General features: G+C 42.1%; 13 protein-coding genes. 6 read left to right on the forward strand and 7 right to left on the reverse strand.

The genetic code is table 11. From position 1 onward, the window contains the following. Positions 1-208: 208 nt before the first annotated feature. Complete coding sequence (locus JMX50_RS01080) at positions 209-694, forward strand: Dps family protein (RefSeq protein ID WP_201628109.1); 486 nt, start codon at positions 209-211, stop codon at positions 692-694. Between the two features lie 144 nt (positions 695-838). Here JMX50_RS01080 and JMX50_RS01085 read toward each other — a convergent pair whose 3' ends face one another. From JMX50_RS01085 to JMX50_RS01095, 3 genes are all read right to left on the reverse strand, one after another. Next, a complete protein-coding gene (locus tag JMX50_RS01085) occupies positions 839-1,546 on the reverse strand; it encodes a DUF2057 family protein (RefSeq protein WP_201628110.1) in 708 nt (235 codons plus the stop codon). Positions 1,547-1,598: 52 nt separating this feature from the next. Further along, positions 1,599-2,402 (reverse strand): DnaA regulatory inactivator Hda, encoded by an 804-nt coding sequence (hda, locus tag JMX50_RS01090; RefSeq protein WP_201625464.1) that lies wholly within the window; start codon positions 2,400-2,402, stop codon positions 1,599-1,601. A 322-nt stretch (positions 2,403-2,724) separates the two neighbouring features. Beyond that, positions 2,725-3,831, reverse strand: a complete 1,107-nt coding sequence (locus JMX50_RS01095) for an AI-2E family transporter (RefSeq protein ID WP_201625463.1) — start codon at positions 3,829-3,831, stop codon at positions 2,725-2,727. A gap of 375 nt (positions 3,832-4,206) precedes the next feature. Here JMX50_RS01095 and purM point away from each other — a divergent pair, with 375 nt between their 5' ends. Both purM and purN read left to right on the forward strand, forming a co-directional pair. Beyond that, the gene (gene purM / locus JMX50_RS01100; RefSeq protein WP_201628111.1) at positions 4,207-5,256 is read left to right on the forward strand and encodes a phosphoribosylformylglycinamidine cyclo-ligase; all 1,050 of its coding nucleotides are present in this window, start codon (positions 4,207-4,209) and stop codon (positions 5,254-5,256) included. Continuing rightward, a complete protein-coding gene (gene purN / locus JMX50_RS01105) occupies positions 5,256-5,957 on the forward strand; it encodes a phosphoribosylglycinamide formyltransferase (protein ID WP_201628112.1) in 702 nt (233 codons plus the stop codon). The genes purM and purN overlap by 1 nt, the downstream gene beginning before the upstream one ends. A 213-nt stretch (positions 5,958-6,170) precedes the next feature. Here purN and JMX50_RS01110 read toward each other — a convergent pair whose 3' ends face one another. Both JMX50_RS01110 and JMX50_RS01115 read right to left on the reverse strand, forming a co-directional pair. Continuing rightward, entirely contained in the window at positions 6,171-7,559 is a 1,389-nt protein-coding gene (locus JMX50_RS01110; protein ID WP_201628113.1) for an NAD-dependent succinate-semialdehyde dehydrogenase, read from the reverse strand. Positions 7,560-8,132: 573 nt separating this feature from the next. Continuing rightward, the gene (locus JMX50_RS01115) at positions 8,133-9,122 is read right to left on the reverse strand and encodes a LysR family transcriptional regulator (RefSeq protein ID WP_201563060.1); all 990 of its coding nucleotides are present in this window, start codon (positions 9,120-9,122) and stop codon (positions 8,133-8,135) included. Between the two features lie 935 nt (positions 9,123-10,057). Between JMX50_RS01115 and JMX50_RS01120 the strand changes: the two genes are divergently transcribed. Beyond that, the gene (locus JMX50_RS01120; protein ID WP_201620139.1) at positions 10,058-11,644 is read left to right on the forward strand and encodes an isocitrate lyase; all 1,587 of its coding nucleotides are present in this window, start codon (positions 10,058-10,060) and stop codon (positions 11,642-11,644) included. Positions 11,645-11,935: 291 nt separating this feature from the next. Next, the gene (locus JMX50_RS01125; protein WP_201628114.1) at positions 11,936-13,630 is read left to right on the forward strand and encodes a CYTH and CHAD domain-containing protein; all 1,695 of its coding nucleotides are present in this window, start codon (positions 11,936-11,938) and stop codon (positions 13,628-13,630) included. 116 nt (positions 13,631-13,746) lie between these two features. Here the strand turns inward: JMX50_RS01125 and JMX50_RS01130 are convergent, their stop codons facing one another. Both JMX50_RS01130 and JMX50_RS01135 read right to left on the reverse strand, forming a co-directional pair. Continuing rightward, positions 13,747-14,361: a nitroreductase family protein gene (locus JMX50_RS01130; RefSeq protein ID WP_413786801.1), complete on the reverse strand. Its 615-nt coding sequence runs from the start codon at positions 14,359-14,361 to the stop codon at positions 13,747-13,749. A 190-nt stretch (positions 14,362-14,551) separates the two neighbouring features. Beyond that, a complete protein-coding gene (locus JMX50_RS01135) occupies positions 14,552-15,079 on the reverse strand; it encodes a L,D-transpeptidase (RefSeq protein ID WP_201628116.1) in 528 nt (175 codons plus the stop codon). Between the two features lie 146 nt (positions 15,080-15,225). On the opposite strand from JMX50_RS01135, the gene JMX50_RS01140 reads away from it, so the two are divergent. Next, positions 15,226-16,512, forward strand: coding sequence for a hypothetical protein (locus JMX50_RS01140; RefSeq protein WP_201628117.1), 1,287 nt, complete (start codon positions 15,226-15,228; stop codon positions 16,510-16,512). Positions 16,513-16,567 lie beyond the last annotated feature (55 nt).

Genomic DNA, 16,567 nt, shown 5'->3' on the forward strand with positions numbered 1-16,567 from the left:
ATTATAATAAGCATCAACAGACAAGGTATAGAAGAGATAAAAATATAGCAGACATATAACGAGCATAGCAATGCAGGAGATGACTTGCTACACTCTTAGGCTTCTATATTTAACTTAGTGCTCCTATACTCAGATGAGTATGTCGAATACTAAGTCTATAACAATAACCAATCTATTAAATCAACACTCAAACTATAAGGATAATATTATGAGTAATACTAATAATGCGACCAACCAAATCGGTCTAGAAAAATCAGATATGAGCGAAGTGATTGCTAAGCTAAACAGCTTACTATCAAGCTACCATATGTTTTATATTAACGTGCGTGGTTATCATTGGAACGTAAAAGGTGAGCACTTCTTCACATTGCATCCAAAATTTGAAGAGTTATATACCAGCTTACAAATAGAAATCGATGAAATCGCTGAGCGTATTTTAACCTTAGGTGGCACGCCGTTACATGCATATAGCGACTTTAGCCAACATACCAGCATTCAAGAAGATAAAAACGTGAAAGATGGTAATGCTTGCGTGAAAGGTGTGGTGACTGGTCTACAATCGCTTATCGCTGAGCAGCGTGAGGTTTCAGCACTGGCAGTAGAAAGCGAAGACCAAGGTACAGCAGACTTAGTAGATGATTATGTACAGCAGCAAGAAAAGCTTATTTGGATGTACAACGCTTTTTTAGGCTAATAACTACTGAAGAATAATTCATCACTAAACTAGCTATGCCTAAAACAGTTTATTATTAAAATAGTCAGTAAGAAAAAAGCACCTAATTAGATTAGGTGCTTTTTTTATGCTTCTTTACCAATCGCTACTTACTGCTCAATCATTTTACTTCTGAATCCACTGACGCATTTTTTCACGCTCAGCTGGAGTCGCTTGTAGCCAAATTTGCATAAACTGATCTAAAGTACTGGTAGATGAAGCAGCGCTTGTCGTTTGCTTAACGGTAGTAACTGCACCTGTGCTGACATTGCTTTGAGTGCTGATAGCAGGCTTATCTAAAGCCGCAATCGCACGTTGGTTTTGTAGCTCGGCATCATCAGCACCACCAAACACGCCGCCTAAGGCTTTGCCTAAACCTGATAGCAAACCACCTTGATTGCCGCCCAGACTCTGCTGGCTAGCTACTACTGTGTTATTCTGCTGCACTGCCAGTGTTGGACGCTTAGCATACTCTTTCGCCGCTGCATATTTTTCTGGCTGATTTGGCATGGTAAGACGATAGGTTTGATTGTCCACCAATTCTGCCGTCACACTCACATTACCCGAGCGCAAATAATCGTGCTCATCACGCGGCAAATTGTATAAGCGGTCATATTTAGCGGTAATCGCATGCTGACCTGGCTCTAAAGTAAAAGATTTCTTTAATGGCTGAAACGCACTTTGCTGGATTTCCTGCCCGTTAATAGCCGTTACTTTGATATGGTCATCAACCAGCAAGGTCACTGCCGCATGCGATAGCATAGAGACTGAGCCGGCAGTGATTAGTAATGTGCCCATCGTCAGTTTTTTTAGCAAAGAAGCGTTTGTTTTCATAAGTTATTCCATGAATAGTAAAGGTAATTTCTAAAAAAGGTAGCGTTTTATATTAAAAATCAAGCGGCATGGTATGTTGGTCTTGGTTGGCGACCTCATTATCTACTTGCGTCTCCTGCGCGATATCAGCAAGCTCTGCAGCAAGCGTCTGCTCATCAATCGTGCGCAGCGCATCACTGATGACCGCCTTGGATATATTACTGCGGCCAAGATTGGAGAACATCGGCTGAATGTAGTTCAGCACCTCCATCATAGAGCCGATACGATGCGGCCCTTCGGTCAGTAGATGATTAATAATACGCTCATCAAACTGCCAACCACGCCGACGTAGGATAGACTGCAACAAAGCTTGACGGTCAGCCAAATCATGACCATTTGGCACTTTAAAGCTTGGCGATTGTGCCAAACGGGTGAGCAAGTCTGTTAGCTGAAACGGCAATTCGGTCGCCGGTTTATTGGAAGCAAACAACAGCTGACGCTGCCCTTCGCGGCTACGATTAATCAGATGAAAGAGAGCCTCTTGCCATTGGCTGCTTTGTTCAAGCACCTCTAAATCATCAATCGCAATCAGGGAAAAGTTCTCTAAAGAGGATAGGACATTGACATCGGTATGAATCAGTTCATTCAATGATAGACAAATCGCTGATTTATCCATCTCAATAAACGACTCACAAACGGCGGATAGTAAGTGCGACTTGCCCGTCTCTGGGCTGCCAAATAGGTACAGCTGGCCAATCAGGCCGACATGTAGCTGCCGCACTGCATCGATAATAGACATCCAACCCGGACCGGCAAAGTCGCTGAGACTCGCATCATGCTTAATGTCCAGATTGAGACTTAGCTGTGCTTCTGCCATGAATCATCAACTCGGTTTGCGTAGCGCAATCACTAAAAAGGCTAAACGACTAATATTCTTTAAACTGGCTTTGCTAACTTTTACATTTATCAAAGCCAACCTAGTAACGGTCAATACCGTTAATACTGCGCCTATATATAACATATTTGCAAAATGACTGACAAGTCTTTTACCCATTAAGCTCAATCAATCCGCCTTTATCCACTTTATAAGTGAATACCGACTCCTAATCGCGCTATAAAATTATTAGGCAATTGATGTGACTAGAGCCATAAAAGGCTTATTTCTCGCGAAGTTATTTTTTAACCTATTCTTTATCACTTTACTTTTTATCAAATAAGGCCAATTGTTTACGACCTTTATAAAAGTCAGTCGATTGGTAATAAGCGTACAGATGACGGAATAAAACATTAAGGACAGCGGACACTGGCAGCGCAATAAGCATACCAACAAAGCCCAATAAGCTTGCCCCTGCCAATACCGCAAAGATAACCCATAACGGTGACAGACCAATTTTATCGCCTAACAATAATGGCTGCAAGATATAGCCTTCAGCGGCCTGCCCGACTAAGAAAGCACCAACGATTAAAGACAAATACGTCCAGTTTAAGCCAAACTGGAATAAGCAAGCGATAATCGCCGCAATAAAGCCAATACCAAAGCCCAAATACGGCACAAAGCTGGCAACACCGGCAACCATACCGATAATCAAGCCAAGCTCAAGCCCAATAAGCTGCAACTGTACAGCGTAGATTGCACCCAGTAACACCATCACCAACAGCTGACCTTTGATAAATGCCATCAGCGCCCGATCACACTCTTGAGCAATGCCGATTACTTTTTTGCAATAAGGGGCTGGAATCGCCATCTTCCAAGTTTGCAGGCGCTGATCCCAATTAAACAAGAAATAAAAGGTCAAAATCGGTACCAATACAATCAGCCCAGCGTTATTGATAAAATTCATACTAGACGTCAATATTTGGCTCATCATGCTGCTGGCATCAGCGAACTTATAATTGGTCTGCATATAATCGACCAAGGTATCAGAAAAACCTTTGGCTTCTAGTTCTGGCAGACGAATACGGCTGTTATTAATAAACCATTCACGCACCACTTGGTTATACCAGTTTAGCACCTTGGGCAAATATTCCCACGCCGCTTGCAGCTGATGCCATAAGGTCGGTATCAACCACCAAAGTAGTAACACCATGCCAAGCGTAATCGTCGAATAAACGATGATAATGGCTATCCAACGCTTGATATATTTTGATAAGCGCTTAACCAGCGGATTGAATAGATAAGCCAATACAAAAGCCACGACAAATGGCACGATGACCGGCGTCATCAAATATAATAAAAATACCGCCACAACAATAGCAACGACGATGAATAGGCGTCGAAAAAAAGGGTCTATTGGTTGGTTTATCATGAAGGGTAACCCTACGATTGAGTCAATGTAAAATGCTGGCTTATGATGGTTTTTTAGCTGAATTAGGTAGCCGATAGCTTTATATTTATAATGGTATTTATCATTGTCATGGCAGTAAATTTTGCCGACAACTTTGGCGTTCTATTATCGCAGAGTACAACAAAAAATCAGTCATTTTTTGTTTCTTAAATTTTTATTGCGCTCTATTTAGCCTTTATTAGCACTCTTCGTTAAATATCGGCCAAATATTGGTAAGTTGCTTTGCGAGAGGGGGTCGTTTTTGGGTATAATGCGCGCACTATCTGCAAAATTAACACGACCGATCCGCTTTTCTACTGACAGACCTTCATTCCCTATAAAATTTGTGAGATGACCATGAGTAACAAGCCTTCTTTAAGCTACAAAGATGCTGGCGTTGATATTGATGCTGGCGATGCGTTGGTACAACGTATTAAATCAGTGGCAAAAGCCACCTCTCGTCCTGAGGTTGTGGGCGGACTTGGCGGTTTTGGGGCGCTTTGTCGTATTCCGACTGGTTACACCTCACCGTTATTGGTTTCGGGCACTGACGGTGTCGGCACCAAGCTTAAACTGGCATTACAACTAAACCGCCATGACACCATCGGTATCGACTTGGTCGCCATGTGCGTCAATGATTTATTGGTGTGCGGTGCTGAGCCATTATTTTTCTTAGACTATTATGCAACTGGCAAGCTTGATGTAGATGTAGCAGCGACTGTGGTTACTGGTATTGGCGAAGGCTGTAAATTATCAAATTGCGCGCTTATCGGTGGTGAAACGGCTGAGATGCCAGGCATGTATCAAGACGACGATTATGACCTAGCGGGATTCTGCGTTGGTGTGGTTGAAGAAGCGGAAGTCATCACAGGCGAAAACGTCGCTGAAGGCGATGTATTAATCGCTCTTGCTTCAAGTGGCGCGCATTCTAATGGTTACTCATTGGTGCGTAAAGTCATCGAAGTCAGCGGTATTGATGTGACTACTAGTGATGAGCAATTAGACGGTCAGCCTATTCAAGATGCGCTGATGGCACCTACCCGCATTTATGTTAAAGCCATTAAAGTGTTGCAAGATACCCTTGGTAGCTCAGCCTTACATGCGATGTCACATATCACCGGCGGCGGCTTAACAGATAACCTACCACGCGTACTACCAGATAATTTAGCCGCTAGCATTGATACCAGCAGCTGGCAGTTCTCAGAGCTATTCACTTGGCTACAAACCCAAGGTAATATCGAACAAAGTGAGATGTACCGCACCTTTAACTGCGGCGTTGGTTTTGTCATCGTGGTGCCTAAAGATAAAGCAGAAGCTGCTATCAAAACGTTAAATGATGCGGGCGAAAACGCTTGGAAATTGGGTGAAATGGTTAGCCGTGAAGCGGATGCCGTGGTGTACCGTTAATGCCAGATGACAATCTAAAAAGTTTTGCAAAAAAATCAGCTAAGCCGTTACGCGTCGCTGTTTTGGTATCTGGTAGTGGTAGCAACCTGCAAGTCTTGATAAATGCCATGCAAGCTGGCGCGCTACCGATTGAGATTGTTGGCGTTATCAGTAACCGTGAAGATGCTTATGCCATCACACGTGCCAATGACGCCGCTATTCCCGTTGCTGTCTTATCTCACGTTGCTAGCGGCAAACGCATGGGTATCAAAACCTTTGAAACTCATGCCAGCGCGCAGTTAAGCGCTTGGCAGCCTGATTTGATTGTCTTAGCAGGCTTTATGCGGGTGCTAAGCGGCTCATTTATCGATAATGCGCCTGCGCCAATGATTAACCTGCACCCTGCTCTACTGCCTGCTTATAAGGGTCTAGATACCCATCAGCGCGCCATACAAGCGGGTGAACGTCATCATGGCTGTAGCATTCATGTGGTCACCGCTGAGCTTGATGCCGGCGCTGTTTTGACCCAAGCGCTGCTTGAAGTCAATCAAAAAGACACTGCTGATAGTTTGCAAGCACGCGTACAAAAAGGTGAACATCAACTGCTACCGTGGACGATATTACTAATTGCTAACGGTATTATTGACTTAAATAATCCGCATGATGATGCTGAATTGTCTTGCTTACCAGCTTTACCTTTAAAGCTATGGTTAAATGACTAAGGCTTGAAGTCTATTTATATATTTTAAAAAAGCAGAATCCGTAATTGGTTCTGCTTTTTTTATGTGCTTAAACAACAAGGTGTTTATAGCAAATTGCTAGCAAAAAAATACCCCGTTACGGAATAACGAGGTATTTAGAAAACTAGGCTTTTAACAAACTAAGCATTTAAAAAACTAAGCATTTAAAATTAGAAGCTTAAAACATTCTAATAATTAAACAGGTTTTTTACCAACCACGTGAACTGCTTTAATATTCACAAACTCTTTGATACCAAAGCCACCATGTTCACGACCATAACCTGAATCCTTAACACCACCAAATGGCAAGCCTGGATTGACTAAGTTATAACCATTGATATAAACCATACCCGTGTCAAAATGCTGCTGGGCTAAATTAATCGCCTTCTCTTCATCTTTTGAGAAGATAGCTCCGCCCAATCCATAACGACTGTCATTGGCAATTCGGAACGCATCATCTTGGTCTTTGGCACGAATAAGCGCTGCCACAGGACCAAATAGCTCATCTTTATAAGCAGGTTGATCTGGCTTGATATTTTCCAGAATCGTTGGTGGATAAAAAGAACCCGGCTTATCAGGTACTTCACCGCCCAAGGTAATGGTTGCGCCTTTGCTGACACTTTCTTGCACTTGTTTATGCAACTCATCACGCTGCTTGCTGCTTGACATCGGACCTACGTCAGTCGATTCTTCCATTGGATCGCCGATTTGATAGCCTTTAAACTTCTCAATAACCAAATCACGGAATTTGTCATAAACACTATCGACGACCACAAAACGCTTAGCCGCGATGCAAGTCTCACCATTGTTATATAAACGTGCGTGGGCACAAGTAGTGGCTGCTAAGTCTAAGTCGGCGTCTTCTAATACGATAAAGGCATCGTTTGAACCAAGTTCCATAACGGTCTTTTTCAGCACTTTTGCCGCTTGCTGCGCTACCACTCGACCAGCGACATCACTACCCGTTAAGGTGACACCACGTACTTTTTCGTGCTCAATGACTTTTTCGGACTGATCATGGCTAATGATGAGGGTACGGAATAAATCATTTGGCAAATCAGACTCATGCATGATTTTTTCAATCAACAAACCTGAGCCCGTCACGTTTGAAGCATGCTTAAGCAAGATACTATTACCGGCCATTAAGTTGGCAATGGTATAGCGGAATACTTGATACGCGGGAAAGTTCCATGGCTGGATACCATAGATAATACCGATAGGATTGTAGCTGATTAAACCTTTTTTAATGCCTTCGATATCGCGCTCATCATCCGCTAGCGCGGCAATTCCTTCACCAGCGGTGAAATCACAAATCGCTTTACATAGATCTACTTCACCTAAGCTCGCCTCCAAGGTCTTACCGCGCTCCTCGGTCATCAGCTTCGCAAGCTCTTCTTTATATTTCATCAGCGTCTCGCCAATGGAATTAATCACTTTGGCGCGCTCATCGGCACTAACCAAGCGCCATTCTGAAAAGGCTTTATGCGAGGCATCGATAATTTTATTAACTTCATCGCTGCTCATATAAGTATAGTTTTTAATGTCTTTACCCGTCGCTGGGTTCACAGTGGTAATATCTGCCATGATAATTATCCTTATTTATTTGATTATTATGTAATAAATGATTGATTAATAAAGATTCTTTTTAAGAACCGTTTTATCAATAGATGACTCAATATGATTACTAGATATAACTACTATCTAAGTCTTTATGCTATATAAATAATAGTATTGAGAGATGAACAAGCCACTTCACATTGAGATAGCTGTATTAAGAGAGATATAGGTAAAGGCGCTAACGATTAGCTCTTATTTCTTAATAATGCTTGTGGCAATTGTCTTTTTACTTAATGTCCATCTATCATAACAAAAGGATTTGACTATAGTTTTACAAGTTATGAAGAAGTGTGGATGAGATGTTAACAGTGTGTCATTGATAAATGTCATGCAAACTTTGCTGTAAATAAATAGCTTGAATCAAATCAATAAAGCCTGAACTTCTAAGAAGATGTGCTTATTATTAAAAAATGGCTTCATCCACAATGTACTATATGAGCTTAAAAACGCCCACATGAAGAAACGAGCATAAAAAAACCAGCACATAAGAGATGGGCTGGTTTTATTCATTTATTAAACGCTGATTTTATTATTAGCGTATTAGAATAAATGGTTAATAATCGGTATTTCTTGCGGTGGATTGTCTTCTTCATCGACGATTTGACGGGCCACATGCATGATAAGTTGGCGTAACCAGCGATGGGCTGGATGATGTTGCAATAAGGGCGACCACGCCATGGTCAGCTCAAACTCAGGGATAAAAAATGGCGGCTCTTCCATTTTAATGCTGTCATTATTGGCTTGCATTTTTGCCACCCGCGTCGGCAAAGTCGCAATCAAATCTTTATTGGCTGCAAGCATGGCGGGCATTTGATAATGGCGGGTAAAAACGCTAATTTGGCGTTTTTGACCTAAGCGTTGTAGCGCCTGATCGATAGAGCCAAGTCCGCCAGATTTTTCTGGATTGACGCCAAAGCCCACACCCATACCCGTTTTAGATACCCAAACGTGCTGCGCTTTTAGATAATTTTTTAGGTTAAAGCGGTTGGCATACGGACTTTCTGACGACAATAAACAGCTAAAGGTATCGCGCCAAACCAAAACTTGATGGAAGCTTTGTGGAATCTCATTAAAGCGGTTAATCGCCAAATCAACCCGACCCTGCTCCATATCACGATAGGAGACGTCAGATGGCGTCAAGAAATCCAAAATGACATTGGGCGCTTCAGAACGCAGTGCTTTGACAAGCTTTGGCACCAAAGTCGCCTCAGCATAATCTGAGGTCATAATACGGAAAACGCGCGAGGTACTATAAGGGCGAAACTCGGTACGCGGCTCGAGGACTTGGGTCAAATCTGCCAGTATCTCACGAATACGCGGCTGCAGCTCAAGTGCGCGCTCAGTTGGTGTCATGCCCTCTGATGAACGTACCAACAATGGATCATTAAACAATTTGCGTAAGCGCCTTAGAATATTACTCATCGCAGGCTGGGTAATACCAAGCTGCTCAGCAGCACGTGTGACGTTTTTTTCACGAAGCAGCACATCTAAATGCACCAATAAATTCAAATCAACCCGCTGCAAATTCATATATTTTTCTCTTTGCCTTAGAATAAATACCACAATAAGCTTGAGCAAGCTTGGCATTTTTCGCGCTGTTATTTTAACTAAAGCTGCCATAACAGCATAATATAACTATATTTTTTATTAAAATTTTCTAGAATATGCTTATTATAACTCAATTTAACCAGCATAAGCCATTGTTTTATATATACTATAAGCACATAAAATACCCAAGATAACAATCATAAATTAGATAAATCTTGGTAAGGCAGTTATAGTGATTGCCGTAGACCAAATACAGCGAAGACCACAAAAATCCGCTCTGCGCGTTAAATGTAATGAGTCTAACCGCTTAATAATAAAAGTATTTTGAAGATGAGTCGTGATAGCAGAATACGATTAAATGGGCAATGAGCCATTATAAATTATCGTGTCATCGCCTGTCTTAGAGACAGCATCGATTATTGTAACATCTCTTATCACCAAATATGATATTGCTAACCCATAATTGCTTAAACGTTGTATTGCTTAAACATTATATAGAAGCTTTTTAAGCATAGAATATTTTCAATTACTACCGCTATCATTTAGCCATCGTCACTTAACTATAATCATTTGATAGTCAGCACATATTTTTACCCACTAGCTTTTAACTGAATAATTTGTAACTGACAAGTTCAGCAATCGCCTTGTATTAATAGGCAGGTTTGTTTAGGGTAAGTAAGGCTGGATGATTAAGCGGCAACCTAGTTTTAACGATATTAAATTGGCTATATCACACAAACTGTCATATTTGATGTCATACAAGCTTGATATAGTGACAATAAGAACTAGGTTTAGGTTTTAGTAAAATACAAAGTTAGTAAGATACACATTTAGTAAGATAAAAAGTTAGTTGCCCCATCTTTAATTGTTTTAACAATTAAATTTTCGTTTTTTACACCCCACCAAGGAGACTATAGATGTCAACTGCATATAAATCAGCGATCGATTTAGTACGTGAATTAAAGCAAAAGCACGGTAACTGGCAGAACATTAGCGAGACTGATGCGGCACGTATGATGTCACAAAACCGTTTTAAAACCGGTTTAGATATCGCAAAATATACTGCAAAAATCATGCGTCAAGATATGGAAGACTATGACAATGATACGTCTCAGTACACGCAGTCTTTAGGTGCATGGCATGGTTTTGTTGCTCAGCAAACTATGTACGCTAAGAAAAAATACTTTGGTACGACGTCAAAAACTTATATCTACCTATCAGGTTGGATGGTTGCAGCCCTTCGTTCTGAGTTTGGTCCTCTTCCTGACCAATCTATGCACGAAAAAACCTCTGTGCCTAAGCTAATCGAAGAAATCTACACCTTCTTACGTCAAGCTGATGCTAAAGTACTAAACGACTACTTCCGTGAGCTAAACGCTGCAGAAGAAGCTGGTCAAGACACTTCAGCTATCCTAGAAAAAATCGAAAACTTTGATTCACACGTTGTGCCAATTATTGCTGACATCGATGCAGGTTTCGGTAACGAAGAAGCGACTTACTTGCTAACTAAGCAAATGATCGAAGCTGGTGCTTGTGCTATTCAGGTTGAAAACCAAGTATCTGACGCTAAGCAATGTGGTCACCAAGCTGGTAAAGTAACGGTACCGCATGAAGACTTCATCTCTAAACTAAATGCTATTCGTTATGCATTCCTAGAGCTAGGTGTTGAAGACGGCATCATCGTTGCTCGTACTGACTCTGAAGGCGCATCACTAACGCAAAAAATCCCAGTATCAAATGAGCCAGGCGACCTTGCTTCTAAATACATCGACTTCATCGAAATGGAAGAAGTGACTTTAGAAAATGCAAAAGAAAACGACAGCTTACTTAAGCACAACGGCAAACTAGTACGTCCAGTTCGCTTGCCAAACGGTCTATATCAGTTCCGTGAAGAAACGAACATCGACCGCGTTGTCCTTGACTGTGTCACTGCTCTAGAAAACGGTGCTGATCTACTATGGATCGAAACACCAACTCCAGACGTAGAACACATCAAAATGATGGTTGACCGTATCAAAGAGCAACAGCCTAAAGCTAAGCTTGTATACAACAACAGCCCATCATTCAACTGGACGCTTAATTTCCGTAAGCAAATCATCGCTCAGTGGGAAGAAGAAGGCAAAGACATCTCTGCATACAATAAAGATGACTTGATGAGTGCTGATTACGATGGTACTGAACTTGATACAGCGGCTGACGAAGCGGCTAGAAACTTCCAACGTGATGCATCACGTGAAGCAGGTGTATTCCATCACTTAATCACGCTACCTACTTATCACACTACTGCTCTTAGCGTTCATGAACTTGCTAAAGGCTATTTCGGTGATGACGGTATGCTTGCTTATGCAGCTGGCGTACAACGTAAAGAAATCCGTGAAGGCATCGCTTGTGTTAAGCACCAAGCAATGGCCGGTTCTGACCTTGGCGATGATCACAAAGAAATCTTCTCTGGTGAAAACGCCCTTAAAGCTGGCGGCGGCAAGAACACGATGAACCAGTTCTAATGTCCGACCACTTATAAGTACACTTTATAAGTACACTTTATAAGTAAAAGTTTTAAGAAAAGCCGTCCTATCTTGTAGGGCGGCTTTTTTATGCGCTATACATAACCCCATCTCCTGCAATAACAGTGCTACTTAAGCAATCGTTTCATTAACTGCCGTTCATTTACTCACTACTCCTATTACTTGAGTCAACCAAAACAAAAGTTTTACTTGTTATTCACCGATAGCTTTCATACGATGGTAATCACTTAGATAATAATTTACATAGTATTAAAATAATCGGGAGCCATCATGCAAGAGATAGAGCTAAAGTTTTTGGTACCAGAATCACGACTAAAAGGCTTGCTGCGTCAAGCACAAGTCAAATCATCTGAAGTAACGCAACTGGCGGCCCATTATTATGATACCCCTGACCAACAGCTTGCACAGGCGGGTATTGGCTTACGTATTCGTAAAGAAGGCGATGCATGGGTACAGACCATCAAAGCGGGTGGCGACGGTATTGCGGCACGTTTAGAGCACAATGCGCCACTGGATAATGAGCAGGTACAGGCTATGCTCGATAGTAATACGCTCATGCCCGATTTAAGCATTTATAAAAACACCTCTGTCGCTCCTGCTTTGGCTGAATTTAAACTAAAAAAGCTGGCCAAAAATCTTACTCGGTTATACGTGACCGATGTCGAGCGCACCACACGATTGCTGGTAGATGAGAGTGACGATGAAGCAAATAACCATATCGAGATGGCATATGATTATGGAGAAATTATCCACGGTAATGATGATAGCCAGCGCGACGCTATTCAAGAAATTGAGTTTGAGCTAATATCAGGCGATATAGACTTTTTATTTACCACGGCTAAAACTTGGTGTAAGCGTTATAAGCTTTGCCTGTCTACGGTGACCAAGGCTGAGCGTGGTAGCTTGCTGATTACAGGGCAACATCATAGCCTAGCCGTCAGTGCTGACCTTGACCAGCTGACTATCAACAAAGACAGCAGCATGCCTGCATTTATACGGGCAGTAGTGCATAACTGTCTGTTGCAAATACTACCAAACAGCAGTGCCATCGTCGCGAGCAGCGAAGATGATGACCATATCCTGCAACTGTACATTGGCATTGCCCGCTTGCAAGCTGCCCTACAAACATTCGCCAGCTATTCTGACGAAATCAATCCAGACTGGCTACCAATAATAAAACAAACAGCGGCTTTAATTAATGACTACCAAAAGCTTGCCTATCTCGCCTCCGATATAGAGCCTGATTTACAACAGCACGGCGCACCTATCGTCGATTGGACAGCTGACATTGATACGCTCAAGATTAACCCAAAAGATGCCGTCGGTGCCAATGATTTTCAGCTGACCTTACTTGAGCTGATTGCCTTTACCATGAGCGACCCAAGCCTTGAACCGCAAGCGGATAAACCCGTCATCGATAAGCTGGCAAAAACGCTATCTAAACAGTATGCAAAGCTTGGCAAAGCGGCGCAAACGCTACAGAGTAAAAAGGCTACGGACTCAGATAGCATCACTATAGAAAATAATGATTTAAAAAATGACGAGTTACAAAGTATTGACTCAGAAGATAGTGACTTAGAAAGCAGCAATTCAAAAAGCATCAACTCAAAAAAACTTGATGTAGAAAATAGTGATACAGATGACAAGGATGCAGAGCAAGCAATGAGCAAGCTGCATCAGCAGTTAACAACCTTACTTTATATCAGTGAATTTGCCACGCCATTATTAGAGAAGAAAAAGTCAAAAAAGAAAACCAAGCGCTGGCTAAAACGTTTGGTCAAAGCGCAAATAGCTTTGAATCACTATCGCAATCATATGATGTATCAACAGCACTATCAGTTGAAATCAGAGACAGATAGCAATGCGCTATATGGCGCTGGTTGGTTTGCAGCCATGCTAACAAGAGACCATAAGCGCAGCGAAAAACGCTTGGCTAAAGTGATAGACAGCTCAATATTTTGGTAAAAATGCTCATAGCATTATGAATCAAGCTTAGAATAAACAAAGCTTTAAATAAAAATCTTAGCATAAAAAAGACAGCTCATTATATATGGGCTGTCTTTTTTATAAACTTAGCGCTTTTATAAACCTAGCACTTTCATACGCTCGCTAACTGGCTGATAGGTTTTCTCGCCAGCAGGCTCAACAATGTTACCGAACGGCATTTGCGCAACCAATTCCCAACTATCTGGAATAGAAAATGCTTTAGCGGCATCTTCATCAACAAGCGGATTGTAGTGCTGTAGGTTGGCACCAACGTTCAAGGTACGTAGCTCTGTCCACATGGCATATTGATGCATGGCCGAGGTTTGCTGAGCCCAAACTGGGAATCTGTCTGCATATAACGCAAATTGCTCTTGCAGCGATTGAGTCACGTTTTTATCTTCATAAAACAGCACAGTACCCGCGGCAGCACGGAAGCCGTCTAGCTTTTGCTTACTGCCAGAAAAGTCGCCATCACCGACAGCTGCACGCAGTTTCTCTTCGGCGATATCCCATAGCCGCTGATGCTCGGCACAAAACAATACCACCAAGCGCGAAGATTGTGAATTAAAAGCAGAAGGCGTATGCAATAAAACACGCTCGGCCATATTGACAATTGCTTGTGGCTCTACTGGTAGCTCATTGCCCAAAGCATATACCGAACGGCGTTCATCAAAGGCTTGTTGTAAAGTGACTAGACTTTCTTTAGACATCATCATTATCCTGATAATTATAATAGAATGTAGGTTAAACGTGCCGTATTTGGCATGACACGTTGATATTAACAAGGAGGCTATTATATCAATATACTAAATAACGTCTAGACTCTATAAAGTTTATTTTATCAATCACTCTATAAAGTTATTCTGTTTTACTTAAGCTTGAATGAGTAATAAATAGCAGTTAATTAGCGATAATCGTCACTGCTGTGCCCTCTTTAACCTGCTCGAATAATTCCATAATATCCTCATTACGCATACGTATGCAGCCATGTGAGAGTGGCGCGCCCATCGGCTCGCTGTCTGGCGTACCATGAATATAAATATAGCGCTGATAGGTATCACAGCCACCTTGGCTATTGCTGCCCTTATTAATTCCCTCTTCCAAACCACTTAACCAAAGAATACGGCTTAATATCCAATCGCGCTCAGGCTGGCGCTTGCCAAGCTCTGCACTATATATCTCGCCCGTAGGAATACGGCCAATGAATACCGCATTTATGGGTTCATCTGTGCCTATCTTCTTGGCGATAAAATGTTTGCCAAGGGGCGTGCAGCCGCTATCTTGCTGACTGCCAATGCCATTTTTGGCGGTAGATACCGTATATTGAGTCACTTCTTTATCATCTTGGTAAAGAGTTAAATTTTGCTGAGCAATATTAATCACTAAATGCACATTAGATTTTTTATTAAAGTTTTCGTTATTCGTCATAAAGGGATTCCAGCGGTCATTCACCTAATTGATATCATTATTGATCGCATAATGAGTAAGTTGAGTGAATTTTTCTATTATTAAGGGATTGTATCAAGGCTTTTGGCACCGTAATATAGGGGCACACTTTTTGATGCTAGCAGATTATGACGACTATTTCACCGACACGTGTGTCGATGTATGATTTTCTCTATCAAGATACCAAGCCGATGGTGTCATTATTGGCAGATGTTGCCAAGCTTTCATTACCACAAGCACGATTGGCAATGGATGCCAGCTTGCAAGCCATTGTCAGTGCCTTGCTTGCTTATCAGCAGCATAATGATGGGCAAGCGGTGAGCAAAAAACTGTTTGGGCGCGGCGCGGTTAAAGAGCTGCGCCAATATAACTCGATGAATTTTTCCACCATCAATGCGACGTTATATCATCGCCATGAAGCGGCGGATGCGATATTTTATGATAACGCCCGCGTGATTAAAGCCAGTGAAGACATTGCCAAACAGATTGACGCAACGACATCGCAAGTGCAGATATTACTCACTTCTCTATGCGTGATTGTCTTACGCGAGCTGGCTATTTTAGCCGAATATAGCCAACTTGATAACGACGAGATGGATAAATGGTTCGCCTTACAACCGCAGTTTTTATCAGCTGCTCGTTTTGCCGCCAATGAACCAACTTCTATCGAATCGAATGACGCTAATGAAGATAAAAGTTTAACTGCGCCGACAGAAGGCGTTTTGGACTCGGCAGCTGAAATAAAAGCAGGAGCAGAAAACAGCCTTAATACAGAACGTACCTTATTAAGTATAGAGCAGCTCGCTAGCACGCCACCAACTTTCAACCCTTACTGGCATGAATTGACGACATTTAAACCTGAACGTCATGAGCCGGTGCAAGACATGCAACTGGCGACGGGTAATTATTTAAAAGTCATCGGGCGCTCATCTGCAAATGCTCAGCAAGGCAAACATAATGACTTGCTCATGTTTGCGGAAATGACCGCTATCAGCTTACCGCACCAACGCTGGTTGCTGCAATTGGCTAAAATTTCAGAAATATACTTGCAGCGTAATCGCCTACGTATTACCTCCGAGCCTGCCAGCGCACCAAAACCACCTTTGGTCAGTTTGGGTCTAATCGGTAGCAATAACGACAATACGCCGACCACCACCAGTGAAAAGCCCATTGAATACGACGCGCCTATACCTCTCTGGAAAAATCCCGTTATCTTGATTATTATAGCTGTTATCGGGGTGCTTGGCGGGCTTGCCGCTCTTAAATATCAAAGCCAAAAATCTGATGGCATGTTACTGGCGACAGAAGAGGTCATAGAACAAGACCTTATTAAGGAGCGTCAACAGCAAGATGTGGCTATCGTCATGGTAGACGATGATGAATATGGTGCTGAAGACGCAAAAGCAGCACAATGATAAGTGGCAGCAATTAATACATAACTTTTTAATCATCAAAAAATAGTCGAACCAA

The organism is Psychrobacter maritimus, assembly GCF_904846345.1.
GTDB classification, from domain to species: Bacteria; Pseudomonadota; Gammaproteobacteria; order Pseudomonadales; family Moraxellaceae; genus Psychrobacter; species Psychrobacter maritimus.

Coding starts and splice junctions, on each gene's coding strand:
- JMX50_RS01110 (WP_201628113.1), bottom strand. CDS start 7,559: ATGGCAGATATTACCACTGTGAACCCAGCGACGGGTAAAGACATTAAA.
- purM (WP_201628111.1), top strand. CDS start 4,207: ATGAGTAACAAGCCTTCTTTAAGCTACAAAGATGCTGGCGTTGATATT.
- JMX50_RS01080 (WP_201628109.1), top strand. CDS start 209: ATGAGTAATACTAATAATGCGACCAACCAAATCGGTCTAGAAAAATCA.
- JMX50_RS01135 (WP_201628116.1), bottom strand. CDS start 15,079: ATGACGAATAACGAAAACTTTAATAAAAAATCTAATGTGCATTTAGTG.
- hda (WP_201625464.1), bottom strand. CDS start 2,402: ATGGCAGAAGCACAGCTAAGTCTCAATCTGGACATTAAGCATGATGCG.
- JMX50_RS01140 (WP_201628117.1), top strand. CDS start 15,226: ATGACGACTATTTCACCGACACGTGTGTCGATGTATGATTTTCTCTAT.
- JMX50_RS01085 (WP_201628110.1), bottom strand. CDS start 1,546: ATGAAAACAAACGCTTCTTTGCTAAAAAAACTGACGATGGGCACATTA.
- JMX50_RS01130 (WP_413786801.1), bottom strand. CDS start 14,361: ATGTCTAAAGAAAGTCTAGTCACTTTACAACAAGCCTTTGATGAACGC.
- purN (WP_201628112.1), top strand. CDS start 5,256: ATGCCAGATGACAATCTAAAAAGTTTTGCAAAAAAATCAGCTAAGCCG.
- JMX50_RS01115 (WP_201563060.1), bottom strand. CDS start 9,122: ATGAATTTGCAGCGGGTTGATTTGAATTTATTGGTGCATTTAGATGTG.
- JMX50_RS01125 (WP_201628114.1), top strand. CDS start 11,936: ATGCAAGAGATAGAGCTAAAGTTTTTGGTACCAGAATCACGACTAAAA.
- JMX50_RS01095 (WP_201625463.1), bottom strand. CDS start 3,831: ATGATAAACCAACCAATAGACCCTTTTTTTCGACGCCTATTCATCGTC.
- JMX50_RS01120 (WP_201620139.1), top strand. CDS start 10,058: ATGTCAACTGCATATAAATCAGCGATCGATTTAGTACGTGAATTAAAG.